We start from the raw sequence: 15,447 nt of genomic DNA on the forward strand, positions 1-15,447 counted from the left end.
GTGTCAGCCGTTCAGCCCGTCGGCCCGTCAACCCGTCAGTCGGGCTGCGCGTCGGCGATCCGGTAGCCCACGCCGGTCGTCGTCGTGATGACCGGCGGGCTGCCCAGCTTGCGGCGCAGTCGCCCGACGGTGACCGTCACGGTGTTCGTGAACGGATCGGCGTGCTCGTCCCACACCTGCTCCAGCAGGTCCTCGGCGCTCAGGAACCCCGGACTGGCGCGCAGGAGCGCCTCCAGGACGGCGAACTCCTTGACGGACAGCGCGAGTGGGCGGCCGTCCCGGAGCGCGGTGCGGCGTACCGGGTCGAGTTCGAGACCGGCGGCGCGCAGCGTACGGGGCCGGGCGGCCGGTCTGCGGCGGGCCAGGGCCCTGACGCGCAGGACCAGCTCGGGGAAGTGGAAGGGCTTGGCGAGGTAGTCGTCGGCTCCGAGGGTGAGACCACTGACCCGGTCGCCGGGCGTCCCGGCCGCCGTCAGCATCAGTACCATCGGGCGGTCGTCCCGCCCGGTCACCATCTGGCAGAGCACGTCCCCGTGGATGCCGGGCAGATCGCGGTCCAGGAGCACCACGTCGTACGCGTTCACGTCGAGCTTGGCGGCGGCCGTCAGACCGTCGTGCGCGAGGTCGACGGCCATCCCCTGATCCCGCAGTCCCTCGGCGACGACCTCGGCGAGCGACCGCGCGTCCTCCACGACAAGAATCCTCACGCCACCATCCCCGCCCTCATCGCGTCACCTTCCGGCGCCGCCGCCGGCAGCGTCACGGTGACGCGCAGGCCCCCCTCGGGGCGTGCCAGGAGTGCGAGGCGGCCGCCGTGCGCGGCGGCGATCGCCGCCACGATCGACAACCCGAGGCCCGAACTCCCCTCCGGCCCCGTACGGGCGACCCCGAGCCGCTCGAACGGCTGCCCGAGCCGGTCCACCTGGCCCTGGTCCAGGACGCGCCCGCCGGTCTCGACGACGAGGCGCGCCTCGGAGCCGTCGCCGTCGGTGGTGACCCGGATCCAACCACTCTCCTGGTTGTGCACGATCGCGTTGTCGAGCACGTTCTGCACCATCCGGGACAGCAGCACCGCACTGCCCCGCGTCCAGGCCGCCGGCCGCACCTCGGTGTCGAGGACCAGGGCCTTCGCCGCGAAGTCGGTGGCCCTGTGGCCCAGCGCTTCCCGCGTCAGCTCGCCCAGCGACACCAGGGTCCGGTCGGTGAAGGCGCCGTGCTGCGCGCGGGCGAGGACGAGGAAGCCGTCGAGCAGGTGGTCCACACGGTCCAGCTCGGTCCGCAGCCGACCGGCCAACGCCACGGTCTGCGCGGCGGGTTCCGGCTTGGCGACGGCCACGTCCAGCGACGCCCGGATCGTCGCCAGCGGCGTACGCAGTTCGTGAGAGGCGTTGCCGACGAAGCGGCGCTGCGCGGCGAAGGAGGCTTCGAGGCGTTCGAGGAGGCCGTCGACCGTGTCGGCGAGCTCCTTGACCTCGTCGGCGGGGCCGGTGACCGCGAGCCGCTCGTGCAGGTTCTCCGCTGAGATCCGCCGTGTCGCCGCGGTGATGAGCCGCAGCGGGCGCAGGACCCGGACGGCGAGGGCGCGGCCGAGCAGGAGCGAGAGGCCCGCCGTCACCGCCAGCGCGATGAGGGAGGCGACGAGCAACCGCTGCTCCTGCTGCCCGTGCGCGTCCGAGAGCCGGCTCTGCAGATCCCGGATCTGCTGCTCGGCGGCGGCGAGACCGGACGGACCGCCCGGGACGTGCGCGGGGAGGTCCTCGGGGGCGCGTGTGGACAGCCGGACACCGGACATCAGGTAGGTCAGGGAGAGCAGTACGATCCCGGACCCGAGGAACCCCGCGGCGTACAAGATCGTGAAGCGCCGTCCGACAGTCCCGCCCCGCAGCATGCCCATGCTCCTCTTCCCGCTCGTGTCCGGCCGGACCCAGCATGCCCCGCCGCACCTAACAACGAGGTGACAGGCGCGGTTCGGCCCCTGTCACGGCGACGTCCGTAGAACCGTGGTCATGACTTCGACCCACGACATGCTCCCCGCGGTCCGCCGGGAGTGGACCGCGTTCCGGCGTCCGGGCCGGCTGATCGCCATCGCGGCCGCGGCGCTGGCCGTCCTCGCCCTCGGCCTGCTCTACGCGTTCGGCAACCACGCCTCCTGCGACGGCCTGTGCGCCGCCGAGCCGACCGGACCGGACGGCTCCCTCGTCCACGACCAGTTCGCCTTCCTGCACCAGGACCTCGGCGGGAACGGCAGCATCACCGTCAGGATGACGTCCATGGCGGGCACGATCACCTACCCGCCGCCGCACCACGACCAGATCGTCCCGGGCCTCGTGCCGTGGGCCAAGGCCGGGATCATCATCAAGGACGGGGTCCGCCAGGGATCCACGTACGCGGCGCTGATGGTCACCGGCAGCCATGGCGTGCGCATGCAGTACGACTACCGCCATGACATCGCGGGCAGCGGCGGCGGGGCCTCGGCCCGGACCCCGCGCTGGCTGCGGCTCACCCGCTCGGGCGACACCATCACCGGCCACGAGTCCGCCGACGGCGAGCGGTGGGCCGTGGTCGGAGCCGTACGACTGCCGAAACTGCCCGAGAACGTGCAGGTCGGGCTGTTCGCCACCTCTCCCGGCGACCTGACACTGCGGCCCGTCGGCCTCGGCGGCGTCACGGAGCAGGTGCGCTGGACCCAGGCCGGTGGTGTCTTCGACCACGTCGGCCTCAAGGGCACGGCCGGGGCCGCGGCCTGGAGGAGCGATGTGGTCGGCGAGATGAACCGGACCGACTGGGAGAAGTACCACCAGGCATCCGGCGCCGTGGAGAGGAACGGCACGATCACGGTCACCGGAGCGGGTGACATCGGTCCGGCGGGTGCCGAGGACGGCGCCCGACCGGTGGAGAGCACCCTCGGCGGCCTGGCCCTCGGGCTGTTGTTCGTGCTGGTGGTCGCGGTGCGGCTCGGCACCTCCGCGTACCGCCGCGCGGCCACGGGCGGCACGCCGGTCACCCGCACGGAACTCGCGGCGAAGTCGGGCGTCGTCGCGGCCGTCGCGTTCGCGACCGGTCTGCTCGCCGTCGGCATCGTGGTGCCCGTCGGAGCGGCGGTCCTGAAGGGCAACGGCATTCCCGTCATCGGGGTGTCCGCGGTCACCGAAGTGCGCGTCGTCGTCGGCACGGCCGCCGTGCTCGCCCTCGCCGCTGTGCTCGCCCTCGCACTCGGTGCCCTGCTGCGCCGCGCCTGGGCAGCGATCGCCGTCGCGGTCCTGACCGTTGTCGTCCCGTACGCCGCGACCTCCGTCCCGCTGCTCGCCGACGGCCCGTCACAGTGGCTGCTGCGCCTCACCCCGGCCGCCGGCTTCGCCACCCAGCAGACCCTCGTCGAGTATCCGCAGGTGATCGCGCACTACGCTCCTTCCACCGGCTACTTCCCGCTTCCCTGGTGGGCCGGAGTCGGCGTACTGGGCGCGTACACGGCGATTCTCCTGGGCCTGGCGCTGCGCCGGCTGCCGAAGAGCGACGCCTGGAGGCCCGACCCGCGATAATCGCTGGTACGCGGGCCGGTGTGGCTTGTACGTTGGCGTCGCGACCGCGCCTCCGATGCGCTCGGCTGCGGCTACTTCCTTCTGAAACCAAGTGCCGCCGCCCTTTTCGATCTCGGAAGGCGCGGGCGCTTCGCCCCGCCGGACGTCGTGGCCGGGGCCGTCCGATCCTTTGAATCCGGGGGGATTCACTGCCTCGTCACACCCCACGCGTCTCCAAGATGTGGTCCGAGATGCTCGTGGCCCCGCACATCTCGGCGGCCGCCCGCGCGATGCCCCCATCGGCACCACGGCACCACCCCAGGCCCGGCGGGCCGGACCCCCGTACCTACGCGGGCGGTCCGGCCTTCGTCCGGGAACCGCGCGACGAACTCCTCCTCCTCGCGGTCGGCAACTTCGTCTCCCAGCAGACGTTCTACGAGAGCGGCGAGCAACGGGACGCCCGCTACACCCGTCTCGTCGGCGAACTCGCCGTCCAGGACCCCGAGTGGACGGCCGGCCTGCTGCGCCGGCTGCGCGGCGAGGGCAACATGCGGACGGCGTCCCTGGTGGGCGCCGCCGCGTACGTGCGGGCCCGGCTCACGGCCGGGGCGACCGGAGGCCCGTCCAACCGCTCCGTGATCGACTCGGTGCTCCAGCGTGCCGACGAGCCCGGCGAGCTGCTCGCCCACTGGATCACGGCGTACGGGCGCAACGTGCCGCAGCCCGTGAAACGGGGCATCGCCGACGCTGTACGCCGGCTGTACACGTCCCGGTCCCTGCTCAAGTACGACACCGCGTCCAAGGGCTTCCGCTTCGGCGACGTGCTCAACCTGGTGCACGCCTCGCCCGACCCGGACAAGCCCTGGCAGGGCGCGCTCTTCCGGCACGCCCTGGACCGCCGCCACCACCCGGAGCAAGCGGTGCCGCCGGCCTCCGACCAGCTGCTGACCGCCCACCGTGCGCTGATGGAGTCGCCGCCGGAGGAGCGGCGCGCGATGGTGACCGGGCCGGGCGGCTCCGAGCGGCTGGCCGCGGCGGGCATGACGTGGGAGGCCCTCGCGGGCTGGCTCCACGGACCGATGGATGCCGCCGTCTGGGAGGCCGTGATTCCCACGATGGGGCCGATGGCGCTCCTGCGGAACCTGCGGAACTTCGACCGGGCGGGCGTCTCGGACGAGGTCGCGAGCCAGGTCGCCGCACGTCTCTCGGACGCCTCCGAGGTCGCGCGGTCCCGGCAGTTCCCCTTCCGCTACCTGGCCGCCCACCAGCACGCGCCGTCGCCGCGCTGGGCCGCGGCGCTGGAGCGGGCCCTGGGCCACTCGCTGGCCAACGTACCGGCGCTGCCCGGCCGGACGCTGGTCCTGGTGGACCGGTCCGACTCCATGTTCTGGGACACCGTCTCCGAGCGGTCGGAGCTGACCAGGGCGGACGCGGCGGCCGTGTTCGGCACCGCGCTGGCCATGCGCGCCGAGCAGGCGGACCTGGTGGAATTCGGCTGGGGCAGCGCGGCGGTGCCGTTCGCGCCGGGCGAGCCGGTGCTCGAGGTACTGAAACGCTTCCGCAGCCTCGGGGGCACCTACACCGCGAAGGCGGTGCGGAAGCACTACCGGGAGCACGACCGGGTCCTGATCGTCACCGACGAGCAGGTCGCCCCCTACGAGCCCGTCGGACCGACCGAAGCGGTCCCGGCCGACATCCCGGTCTACACATGGAACCTGGCGGGGTACCGGCCCGCCCACGGCCCCACGGGCCCCCACCGCCACACCTTCGGCGGCCTCACGGACGCCGCGTTCCGGATGGTCGCCCTGATCGAGGCCGGCCGCGAGGCCGCCTGGCCGTGGACGCCGTGAACGGCCCGCCCCCGAACGGGCCGTGGCTCAGGCGAGGTGCCGCTCGAAGAAGGCGACGGGCTCCCTGCCCACCCGCTGGCAGCCGGCGGAGGCGGCGGGTTCCGGCATGAAGAAGTCATCGTGGCGCACGCCGGGCCCGGCCGAGCAGCCGCTTACGTCTGACGTGTTCGCGTGTGCCGGGTGCGGCAGGGAGCTGACGGCGATGGTGTCCCGGGTCGCCCTGCCCGTCCACGCCCACCACGGGAGGTGGGAGGAACTCCATCCTCCGCTGATGAAGCCCGCGACGTACGCTGTCGACCCCCGGCCCACCGGACCGCCCTGGCGGTCGTGGGAGGAGATCGGCGAGGACGCGGCTGCCCGGCAGGGCGTGTACGCGCCGGTGCACTCCGTCTCCTTCGGCGCGCGGGACAGGATCGTCATCGCCCCCGGCGACTCCCGGTCCCTGACCCTGATCCCCGAGAAGTGCGAGGGCTACTGTCGGGGTGTGGACGGTCGGGCCGGCCCCAACCTCGCGTGCGAGGGCTGCGGTCGGGCCGTGGCGACCCGCATGGACGACTGCGGCCAGTGGCAGGCGGTGTGGCTGGAGCCCGACGCGGTCGTTCGCCGCCCCTCAGGGTCCCCGGCCGGTCGTTCTCCCGACTGGGACGAACTGACGCGCCCCGAGCACCGCGTCCCACCCGTCGAACCCGACGGGTCGTGGAGCCGCCGCTGGGAGGCGGCGGTCGGCGTCGCGCTGGCCCACCTCGTGGCGGCCACCGAGGGCCACCCGGCGACCCTCCCAGCGGGCCCTGTCGCCGAACTGCTCGGCCACGCCGTCGGCCGGTACCTCCCTGCCGGACCCGGGGGCCGGTCCGTGGGACTCGCCGGCCCGACGATCCCCACGCCACGGCCCCGCCGTGACGTCCTCCTCGTCCCCCGCCACCCCGTCACGGGCGTGCCGTGGCGCCCGCCCGGCGACGAGGGGGCTGTGGTGCCGCTGGACAGCGGGGTCTGGGCGTACCTCGCCCACCCCGCCGAGACCTCGCCGATGCCCGCGACCGGAGTGCTCCCGGAGGGCGTCCTGCGCGACGACTACCCCCTGCCGCCGCACCCCTGGTGCCCACTGACGCCCCACCACGGTGCCTTCGAGTACACCCTGGCCGGGCTGCCCGCCGTACGCACCCCACGGCTGCGCACGTACCGCGACACCCCACAAGGAAAGACCAGTTGACTCCGCATTCCCTCGCGTTCTACATCGACGTCATCACGACCGGAACGGTGCTCGGCGCCAAGCCGACGGACGGTCCCGACCAGGTCAGCGCCATCCTGGGTACCGACTTCGCCGAGAACTCCTTCGACGACCAGAGCATGTGGCGCGACTACGGAATCGCCGAGTTCTTCTGGAGCCGGGAATCGCGCGACCACCCGTGGGTGGGACACCACTTCACCCTGCAGGTGCATCGGCTCTCGTCCGTGGGCGGCAGCTTCGTCAACGCGGCGATTCGCGAACGGTACGGCCGCTTCGACCGCCGTCTTCCGTTCGACCGACTCGGGCGGCTGCTGGCCAGGCGCGGAGTGAGCCTGGAGGACGTCCCGGATTCCAACGCCCCGGCCTACACCCTGCACTGGCAACCCGTCTCTCACGTGTCCGTCCTGGTGTGCCGCGCTCATGAGAGGGGGAGGCGTCGGCGTGGCGGCAAACGTCTCGGTGATGTCTACGCCATCACTTCATCGATGAGCGCCGAGCAGGTGGCCTGGCACCGGGCACGCTACGGTCGCAGGAACGACGGGGGCTCTCCGGTGGATCACCGAGAGAGCTCCCGTCGTTGACGAGGGTGGGTCATCCCCGCGCCGTCATGTGCCGCCGGTACGCGTGAACGTGCCGAGACCCTCGTGGTTCAGGTACTCGACAGTGAAGGAGTTCCCGTCCGGGGTGAAGGTGACCCCCGTCGGGCCCACGGCGTTCTCGCCGGCGGTCGGGAAGCTGAACGTGTTGCCCTCGTAGTGCGTGAGCCGGTACATCTGGGGCTTCGGGCCCAGCTGGAGCGTCAGGGTGCCGTCCGTGCCCGCGACGACCTTCGCGCGTCCGTAGTAGGAGTTCTCGAACGTGCCCGCGTACGTGTCGGCGGCCTGCGCGGGCGCGGCACCGGACGGCGGGTTGGCGTAGTCGGTCTTCGACCGGAGCGCGTCCGTCTGCTGCTGGTACACCGCGTCCACGAGGGGGATCCAGTCACGGCTGACCTTGCCGGTCTGCGCGATGTCGAAGAAGTCGAGCGCGACGGCGTCGGCGACGCCGACCGGTGAGGCGTTGGTCAGGACGACGATGCCGAGCTGCTCGCCGGGCAGCATCGTCACGTTGGTGTGCGCGCCCAGCTCGAACCCTCCCGTGTGCGAGAGCCTGAGCCGGCCCTCGTCGTCGTAACTCACGTTCCAGCCAAGGCCGTAGAAACCGGTCCGGCCGGCCGCGGCGTGCGGCGGGTTGGAGACCGCCTCGGGCCAGTGGGTGCGCTCCAGGGCGTCGGCGGCGATGATCTGCTTGCCGTCGAGCTTGCCGTTGCCGAGCTGGAGCTTCAGCCAGGTGGTCATGTCACGGGCGCTGGAGCTGACTCCGCCGGCGGGGGACTGGGCATCCGGATTCCGTACGAACTCGGCCTTCCAGGCGCCGTCGACCTTGGCGTGGCCCCAGGCCCGGTCGGTGGCCTTCGCGAAGTCGTCGAAGCGGGAACTGGTCGAGTTCATGCCGGCCGGCTTGTAGAGCGTGTCGGCGGAGAGTTTCTCCCAGGACACACCCTTCTCGTTGGCGACCGCCTGGGCGGCTGCTGTGAGGCCGAAGTTGGTGTACGCGTAGCTGGCACGGAAGGGGGTGAGGGGCTCGTATCGCAGATGCGACAGGACGTACGCGCGGTCGTAGCCGAGGTCTTCGAGGAGGTCGCCCGCGTGGTCGGGGAGACCGCTGCGGTGCGCGAACAGGTCGGCGGCCGTCACGTGGGAGGTGACCCACGGGTCCTTGAGCGCGAAGTCCGGCAGGTTCGGGGCGACCGGCTTGGCCCAGCCGTCGACGCCCACGGCTCCGGCCATGACGGTGGAGGCCACCGGCTTGGACACGGAGGCCAGTTGGAACACGGTGTCGGCGTCGACGGCTGCACTCTCGCCGACCTTCCGTACGCCGTACCCCTGCAGGTAGATCACCTTGCCGTCGTGGACGACGCCGACGGCAACGCCCGGCACTCCGGTGCGTTTCATGGCGTCCTTGACCACTCCGTCGAGCTGGTCGACGGCGCGCTGCACATCGGCGTCGTCGAGCTGGGGCGGGGGTTGCGGGGGAGGCGGCGTGGGGCTGGGAGCTGCGGCGCCGATAAGCGCCGCCGCCAGTCCTGCCGCGGCAAGCCATCGAACGGTGCTCATATCTCCATTCAAAGGCCTGCCCCGACGTCTGTCGCGCGCTGCCGGAGCCGCCCGCGTCTCCGCCTGCCACGTCCGGTGCGAAACCCGCGAGGCCGACCATCGCGAGGTGGGGCTTGCCCGGCGGGCGGGTTGCGAGGTGGGGCTTGCCCGGCGGGCGGTCGCGACCCCGTAGCGTCGGAGCATGACTCCGATCTCTGCCGAACCCCGCCGCACCGTGACCGTCGCCGTCGCCCAGGCCGCCGCTCCGCTCTTCGACACCCCGGCGGCCGTGGCCCGCGCCGAGGAACTCGTCCGCGAGGCCGCCGCCCGGGGCGCCGAGGTCGTCGTCCTCCCCGAGGCGTTCATCGGCGGCTACCCCAAGGGGCTGGACTTCGGCATCACCGTCGGCAGCCGCACTCCGGCGGGACGCGACCTCTTCCGCCGCTACCGTGCCGCCGCCGTCGAGGTCCCCGGCCCCGAGACCGAGACGCTCGCCGCCGTGACCCGGGAACTCGGCTGCCACGCCGTGATCGGCGCGGTCGAACGCCAGGGCGGCACCTTGTACTGCGTCGCTCTCTTCTTCGGTCCCGACGGCTACCTGGGCCTCCACCGCAAGCTCATGCCCACCGCCGCCGAGCGCTACCTGTGGGGCCAGGGCGACGGATCCACCCTGCCCGTCGTGGACACCGGTGCCGGGCGCATCGGCGCGGCCATCTGCTGGGAGAACTACATGCCGCTCCTGCGCACCGCGATGTACGCCAAGGGCGTGGACCTGTGGTGCGCGCCGACCGTCGACGACCGCGACGCCTGGCAGGCCACCATGCGGCACATCGCCCTGGAGGGCCGCTGCTTCGTCCTCAGCGCCTGCCAGTACCTGCGCCGCGACGCCCTCCCGGCCGACCTCCACCCCGTCCAGGGCGACGCGCCCGAGACCGTACTGATCGGTGGCGGCTCCGTCATCGTCTCCCCGCTGGGCGAGGTCCTCGCCGGGCCGCTGCGCGACGGCGAGGGCATCCTGACCGCCGAGCTCGACCTCGACGAGCTGGACCGCGCCCGCTTCGACCTCGACGTCACCGGCCACTACGCCCGCCCCGACGTCTTCACCCTCCACGTCGACGAGACCGCCCGCACCACCGTGACCAGCGGGTGAAGGCCGCGGCGCCCCACCCGCCCACGTCGAGGTCGCTGCGTGGCCGGCGGTAGACTCGGCGACCGTGGCGGATACCCAGTACGAAGACTTGTTGAAAATGGTGCTCACCTCGGGGACGGCCAAGGCCGACCGGACGGGCACAGGCACCCGGAGTGTCTTCGGGCACCAGCTCCGCTACGACCTCTCGCAGGGCTTCCCGCTGGTCACCACCAAGAAGGTGCACCTCAAGTCCATCGTGTACGAGCTGCTGTGGTTCCTCCGCGGCGACTCGAACGTCGGCTGGCTCCAGGAGAACGGCGTCTCCATCTGGGACGAGTGGGCCGACGAGAAGGGCGAGCTCGGCCCCGTCTACGGCGTGCAGTGGCGCTCCTGGCCCACGCCCGACGGCAGCCACATCGACCAGATCAGCCAGATCCTCGACACGCTGCGCCGCGACCCGGACTCCCGCCGGATGATCGTGTCCGCCTGGAACGTCGCCGAGCTGGACCGGATGGCGCTCGCCCCGTGCCACGCCTTCTTCCAGTTCTACGTCGCCGACGGCAAGCTCTCCTGCCAGCTGTACCAGCGCAGCGCGGACCTGTTCCTCGGCGTCCCGTTCAACATCGCCAGCTACGCCCTGCTCACCCACATGGTGGCGCAGCAGACCGGCCTCGAACCGGGCGACTTCATCTGGACCGGCGGCGACTGCCACATCTACGACAACCACGTCGAGCAGGTGACCGAGCAGCTCACCCGCACCCCGTACGACTTCCCCGAGCTGCGCCTCCGCAAGGCCGAGTCGCTGTTCGACTACGCGTACTCCGACGTGGAGGTCGTGGGCTACCAGCACCACCCGGCCATCAAGGCTCCGGTCGCCGTATGAGCAACCGTACGAACATCGGTCTCATCTGGGCGCAGACCACGGACGGCGTGATCGGCGCCGACAACGCGATCCCGTGGCGCCTTCCCGAGGACATGGCCCACTTCAAGGCGACCACCCTCGGCCGCCCCGTGATCATGGGCCGCAAGACCTGGGACTCGCTGCCCGCCCGCTTCCGTCCCCTGCCGGGCCGCCGCAACATCGTGGTCACCCGGGACGCGGAGTGGACGGCCGAGGGCGCGGAGCGCGCGGGATCCATCGACGCGGCGCTGGAGCTGGCGGCCGGATCGCCGGAGCCGTCCGACGAGGCCGCCGCCTGGGTGATGGGCGGTGGCGAGATCTACCGGGCCACCCTGTCCCACGCCACGACGCTGTCGGTGACGGAGGTCGACACCCCGGTGGTGGGCGACACCTACGCCCCGTCCGTCGATCCTGACTGGCAGGTCTCGGAGGACACCGGCTGGCGGGACTCCACGACCGGCCTGCGCTACCGCATCCGCCGCTACACCCGGCCGTAGACGACCGACTCCGAACAGCCCTCGGGCGTCGCCCCCGGCCGTGCCGGGGCGACGTCCTTCAGCGCACCTCGCGCATCCCCAGGATGTACGTCGCGGTCAGCGCCACGCCACGGTCCTCGTCCCGGGACAGCTTCGCGAGGGCGCGTGACGCCGCGTGTCCCGGGATGTCCGCGAGGGCCTGTGCGAGCCGTCGACGCGCGGACGGCGGGGTTGTGCCGTGGGCGAGGCGGTCGACGAGCAGGCCGGTGATGCGGTCCGCAGCGGTGGCACGAGCGGTGTTCCGGTCCTCCGACGTGGGACGGCCGGTGATGCGGTCCTCCGACGTGGGACGGCCGGTGATGCGGTCCTCCGACGTGGGACGGCCGGTGATGCGGTCCTCCGACGTGGGACGGCCGGTGATGCGGTCCTCCGACGTGGGACGGCCGGTGATGCGGTCCTCCGACGTGGGACGGCCGGTGACGGGGTCCTCCGACGTGGGACGACCGGTGATGCGGTCCTCCGACGACGGACGACCGGTGACGCGGTCCGCCGGTGCGGGACCGCTCGCAAGGGTGCTGAGCGCATCCGCCGCGGCGACGTCGTTCGCCTCCTCGACGATCATGTCGATGAGCGTAGGGACCGCGTCGGCAGAACCACGCGCCCCCAGCTCCAGGGCCGCGTACCGGCGGACCGCGACGTCGGGGTCCGCGAGGGCCTCCCGCAGCAAGGCGGTCGCCTGGCCGCCCGGGATCTCGGCGACGGCCTGGACGGCACGATTCCGCACCTCGGCCACCGGCGAGCCGAGCCCCCGAGCGAGGAGCGGCAGTCCCCCCTCGCCCGAGCGCGCCAGCGCCCAGCGGAGGGCTCCCGCGACGTTCGGGTCCGTCTCGCTCAGCACCGCCTCCACCAGCGCCTCCACCGGCACCGGGGCCTCGTCCGCCGAGGACAGGGCAGCGCGCTGGCGCGTCCCGGGGCTCGTCGACCCCAGCGCCTGGAGGAGCGCGACGATCTGGAGGACGTCCTGCCAGCCGGCGGGCTCGGCGGAACCGATCCGGCGCAGCCGGGTGAGCAGCTCCGTCTCGGCCGCGATGCGTTCCCGTGTCTGGCGGATGAGGCCGTCGACGAGCTCCGAGGGCGCGAAGCCGGGATCGTCGAGCGCGCGTCCGACCTCGCGCAGCGAAAGGCCCAGGGACCGCAGGCTCTCGATGTGGAAGATCCGCCGGATGTCCTCCTCGGAGTACTCCCGGTAGCCGCCGCCGGTACGACCCGTCGGCCGCACCAGGCCGAGCGAGTCGTAGTGCCGGAGCATGCGGGCACTGACCCCGGAGTGCCGCGCCACGTCACCGATCAACACTGCCTGTCACTCCTCCTGGCCGGTCGTGCCGAGGGCCACGATCCGCTTCGCCTCCTCGACGGCGAAGTCGAACCCGGCGTCCGGGTCGCGCGACAGCCGCTCCGTGGCGATCGCGTGCTGACGTACGTGAGGGCGGGCATCGGACATCGCGGTGCGCAGGGCCGGCGTCAGGACCTCGCCGAGCGCGATCAGGGCCCGGCTGAGGCTCAACCGCGTCTCACGCCCACCCCGCCCGAGCTGGGTCGCGAGGGCTCCGGCCAGCTCGGACTCCTCGCCTTCCGGTACGAGCACGACCGCCGCTCGCCAGGCGCTGCGGGCCACCTCGTCGTCGGCGTCCGTCAGGAGCTCCCGCGTGATCGCCGGCCAGGCACGCCCGTCCCCGATCTTGGACAGGGTGTGCAGGGCCTGGCTCCGTGCCTGGGCCCGCTCCGAGCGGAGCTCATCGACGAGCCGGGGGAGCGTCAGCGCCGGGGAGTGGCGGGTGAGTGCCCACGTGAGCATCTCCCGCACCTGGAAATCGGGCTCGACCGCGCACCGTCCGACGAGCTCGTCGACGCGGTGCGGGTCGGGTTCCGTTCCCACCGCCAGCGCCGCCCGCAGCCGGACCGACGCGTTGTCGCTCTCGAGCCCCCGCAGAGCCCGCATCGCCTTCGTGTCCTCGTTCGCCATGGTCATCGGGACCACCTCCTCGGCGACAGTGAAGACCTTGTCACCGTGTCAAGGTCAACCGGAGCCGGGCGGCACCGCGGGGGAGCGAGGTTCAGTAGGCGTGTCCGACGTGGGCGAGGGCCTGCCTGAGGAGCGTTCCCTGACCCCCGGGCATCTCGTTCTGCACGGCCGGGGAGGCCGCTTCCTGCGGGCTGAACCACACGAGGTCGAGGGCGTCCTGCCGCGGCCGGCAGTCGCCGGTGACCGGGACGATGTACGCGAGGGAGACGGCGTGCTGACGCGGGTCGTGGAAGGGCGTGATGCCGGCCGTGGGGAAGTACTCGGCGACGGTGAAGGGCTGCAGGGAGGCGGGGACGCGGGGCAGGGCCACGGGCCCGAGGTCCTTCTCCAGGTGGCGCAGCAGCGCGTCACGGACCCGTTCGTGGTGCATGACGCGGCCGGACACCAGGGTGCGGCTGATCATTCCCTCCGCTCCGATCCGCAGGAGCAGTCCGATGCTGGTGACTTCGCCGCTGGCGTCCACGCGCACGGGGACGGCCTCGACGTAGAGGATCGGCATCCGGGCCCTGGCCGTGTCCAGTTCGTCGGTGGTCAGCCAGCCGGGCGTGGTCTCGGTCATGTCAGACATCGCTTGATCATACTTTCCGGTCTGCGCTTCGGCCCAGGCCGCGTGTCTGCCAGCCGGGTGGGAGTTCGGTGCGGTCTCCGCGAGAGGGGAGGTGGGTCAGAGGGGCTGGATCCGGGTCCGCAGGAGGCAGAACTCGTTGCCTTCCGGGTCGGCCAGGACGTGCCAGGTCACGGTCGGGTCCTGGCCGACGTCGGCGGGCTTGGCGCCGAGGGCGAGCAGTCGCTCCAGCTCCGCGTCCTGGTCGCGGTCGGTGGGGTTGACGTCGATGTGCAGGGGTAGCTTCCCGGCCCGCGGGTCGCTGCTGAAGCTGAGGAGCAGGGTGGGCTGCGGTCCGCCCCAGGCGGCGCCGGGCGGCCCGATCTGGATGCTGCCGTCGTCCTCCCGGCCGATCTCGACGTACCCGAGGACCTCGCTCCAGAACGCGGCGAGCCGCTCGGGGTCGGCGCAGTCGAGGATCAGTTCGCTGATGCGGCATGCCATGCCCGTCAGTGTACGTGGGGACGGATGATCACACACCGTCAGATACGTATCCGGGGGCCCGTGTTGGCCCTCACATCAGCAGCGAGCCGGGGTCCCGTACCAGGGGGGCCGTGCCCACCGAGTTGCTCACGTTGAACGTGACGCTCCCCGCTCGGTAGCGGTCCTCCGTCCATTCGATCGGGCGGCCGTCCTGGTTGCTGGTGAGATGCCGCTGGCGCAGGAGGGGGCTGCCGCGGCGGACGCGGAGCAGGCGCGCGTCGTCGCTCCCGGCGGGGACGGCGTCGATGAGGTGTTCGCCGTAGTGGGCGACGATCCCCGCGTCCTCGGCCATGCTGTCCATGATCGAGGCGCAGTCGACCGGCAGGGACTCGACGGTGGGTGCGACCCACTCCGCGTACGCCGTCCGCTCCACCATCACCGGCTCGTCGTCCAGGCAGCGCAGGCGCAGGACGTCCAGGACCACGGCTCCCTCCGGCAGGGCGAGGCGCCGCGCCTCGTCGGTGGTGGCCCGGCGGCGTTCGCGCCGCAGGAACCGGCTCGCCGACCGGTAGCCCATGGTCCGCGCCCACTGGGCGAAGCTGTGCAGCTCGGCGAAGCTGTGCCGGCGCTCCCTGCGGAGCACGATGCGGCGGGCGCCCTGGCGCGAGCCGATGATGCCCTCCGAGGTGAGCAGGGCCACGGCCTGGCGCACCGTGCCGCGTGAGGCGGACCAGCGGTCGGCGAGGTCGCTCTCGGACGGCAGACGGGCACCGACGGCGTACTCGCCGCTGAGGATCGAGCGGCGGAGTGCCTCCGCGATCTCCACGTAGAGCGCCGTCACAATGCCCCCATCTGGTACTTGGCTGTGCGCACCCGGTCACGGGGTGTGCTTCCCGACGCCCCACCCTAACCCGCCGATCCGACGCCGTACGGCCCCGCCGGTTCACCTCAAGTCCAGGGACGTCACCTGAGGTTCACCGCACCCGGCTCTTCCGGGAGGCGCCCGAATCTCGCCATGTGCCGTTCATTTTCCGGACAGGAAGCGCGGGCGAACTAGGGGCGGCTTGTTCAGACAAGTTCCGTCACTCGCTTCTGGGAGA

At 72.3% G+C, this 15,447-nt stretch carries 15 protein-coding genes; 7 read left to right on the forward strand and 8 right to left on the reverse strand.

Annotated features, from left to right (window positions below):
* Nucleotides 1-35 precede the first annotated feature (35 nt).
* Together ACN9M0_RS37505 and ACN9M0_RS37510 are read right to left on the reverse strand one after the other, a co-directional pair.
* Nucleotides 36-707 (reverse strand): response regulator transcription factor, encoded by a 672-nt coding sequence (locus ACN9M0_RS37505; RefSeq protein WP_366042174.1) that lies wholly within the window; start codon nt 705-707, stop codon nt 36-38.
* A complete protein-coding gene (locus tag ACN9M0_RS37510; protein ID WP_399695025.1) occupies nt 704-1,888 on the reverse strand; it encodes a sensor histidine kinase in 1,185 nt (394 codons plus the stop codon). Before ACN9M0_RS37510 ends, ACN9M0_RS37505 begins: the two co-directional genes overlap by 4 nt.
* Before the next feature lie 118 nt (nt 1,889-2,006).
* On the opposite strand from ACN9M0_RS37510, the gene ACN9M0_RS37515 reads away from it, so the two are divergent.
* From ACN9M0_RS37515 to ACN9M0_RS37530, 4 genes are all read left to right on the forward strand, one after another.
* Entirely contained in the window at nt 2,007-3,539 is a 1,533-nt protein-coding gene (locus ACN9M0_RS37515) for a hypothetical protein (protein WP_426405109.1), read from the forward strand.
* Between the two features lie 230 nt (nt 3,540-3,769).
* Nucleotides 3,770-5,368 (forward strand): TROVE domain-containing protein, encoded by a 1,599-nt coding sequence (locus ACN9M0_RS37520; RefSeq protein ID WP_426405110.1) that lies wholly within the window; start codon nt 3,770-3,772, stop codon nt 5,366-5,368.
* Between the two features lie 271 nt (nt 5,369-5,639).
* Nucleotides 5,640-6,578, forward strand: coding sequence for a hypothetical protein (locus tag ACN9M0_RS37525; protein ID WP_426405111.1), 939 nt, complete (start codon nt 5,640-5,642; stop codon nt 6,576-6,578).
* Nucleotides 6,575-7,177: a hypothetical protein gene (locus ACN9M0_RS37530; RefSeq protein ID WP_426405112.1), complete on the forward strand. Its 603-nt coding sequence runs from the start codon at nt 6,575-6,577 to the stop codon at nt 7,175-7,177. Before ACN9M0_RS37525 ends, ACN9M0_RS37530 begins: the two co-directional genes overlap by 4 nt.
* A 24-nt stretch (nt 7,178-7,201) precedes the next feature.
* Here ACN9M0_RS37530 and ACN9M0_RS37535 read toward each other — a convergent pair whose 3' ends face one another.
* The gene (locus ACN9M0_RS37535; protein WP_366042169.1) at nt 7,202-8,752 is read right to left on the reverse strand and encodes a serine hydrolase; all 1,551 of its coding nucleotides are present in this window, start codon (nt 8,750-8,752) and stop codon (nt 7,202-7,204) included.
* Nucleotides 8,753-8,933: 181 nt separating this feature from the next.
* Here ACN9M0_RS37535 and ACN9M0_RS37540 point away from each other — a divergent pair, with 181 nt between their 5' ends.
* The 3 genes from ACN9M0_RS37540 (at nt 8,934) to ACN9M0_RS37550 (ending at nt 11,258) form a co-directional block, all read left to right on the forward strand.
* Nucleotides 8,934-9,881: a nitrilase-related carbon-nitrogen hydrolase gene (locus ACN9M0_RS37540; protein ID WP_399695019.1), complete on the forward strand. Its 948-nt coding sequence runs from the start codon at nt 8,934-8,936 to the stop codon at nt 9,879-9,881.
* A gap of 64 nt (nt 9,882-9,945) precedes the next feature.
* Entirely contained in the window at nt 9,946-10,743 is a 798-nt protein-coding gene (locus ACN9M0_RS37545; RefSeq protein WP_399695016.1) for a thymidylate synthase, read from the forward strand.
* Nucleotides 10,740-11,258 carry a dihydrofolate reductase gene (locus ACN9M0_RS37550; protein WP_366042166.1) on the forward strand — a complete coding sequence of 173 codons (519 nt, stop codon included), beginning with the start codon at nt 10,740-10,742 and terminating at the stop codon, nt 11,256-11,258. Before ACN9M0_RS37545 ends, ACN9M0_RS37550 begins: the two co-directional genes overlap by 4 nt.
* Before the next feature lie 58 nt (nt 11,259-11,316).
* Here ACN9M0_RS37550 and ACN9M0_RS37555 read toward each other — a convergent pair whose 3' ends face one another.
* The 5 genes from ACN9M0_RS37555 to ACN9M0_RS37575 form a co-directional block, all read right to left on the reverse strand.
* Nucleotides 11,317-12,591 carry a HEAT repeat domain-containing protein gene (locus ACN9M0_RS37555; protein ID WP_426405113.1) on the reverse strand — a complete coding sequence of 425 codons (1,275 nt, stop codon included), beginning with the start codon at nt 12,589-12,591 and terminating at the stop codon, nt 11,317-11,319.
* A gap of 6 nt (nt 12,592-12,597) precedes the next feature.
* Entirely contained in the window at nt 12,598-13,266 is a 669-nt protein-coding gene (locus ACN9M0_RS37560) for a HEAT repeat domain-containing protein (protein ID WP_426405114.1), read from the reverse strand.
* An 85-nt stretch (nt 13,267-13,351) separates the two neighbouring features.
* Entirely contained in the window at nt 13,352-13,879 is a 528-nt protein-coding gene (locus ACN9M0_RS37565; RefSeq protein WP_366041097.1) for an NUDIX hydrolase family protein, read from the reverse strand.
* A gap of 105 nt (nt 13,880-13,984) precedes the next feature.
* On the reverse strand, nt 13,985-14,368 hold the full coding sequence (locus ACN9M0_RS37570) for a VOC family protein (RefSeq protein WP_366041051.1): 384 nt from the start codon (nt 14,366-14,368) through the stop codon (nt 13,985-13,987).
* Between the two features lie 70 nt (nt 14,369-14,438).
* Entirely contained in the window at nt 14,439-15,188 is a 750-nt protein-coding gene (locus ACN9M0_RS37575) for a GntR family transcriptional regulator (RefSeq protein WP_399695010.1), read from the reverse strand.
* Nucleotides 15,189-15,447 lie beyond the last annotated feature (259 nt).

The sequence above is a fragment of the Streptomyces sp. R-07 genome, assembly GCF_049913175.1.
Lineage (GTDB): Bacteria > Actinomycetota > Actinomycetes > Streptomycetales > Streptomycetaceae > Streptomyces.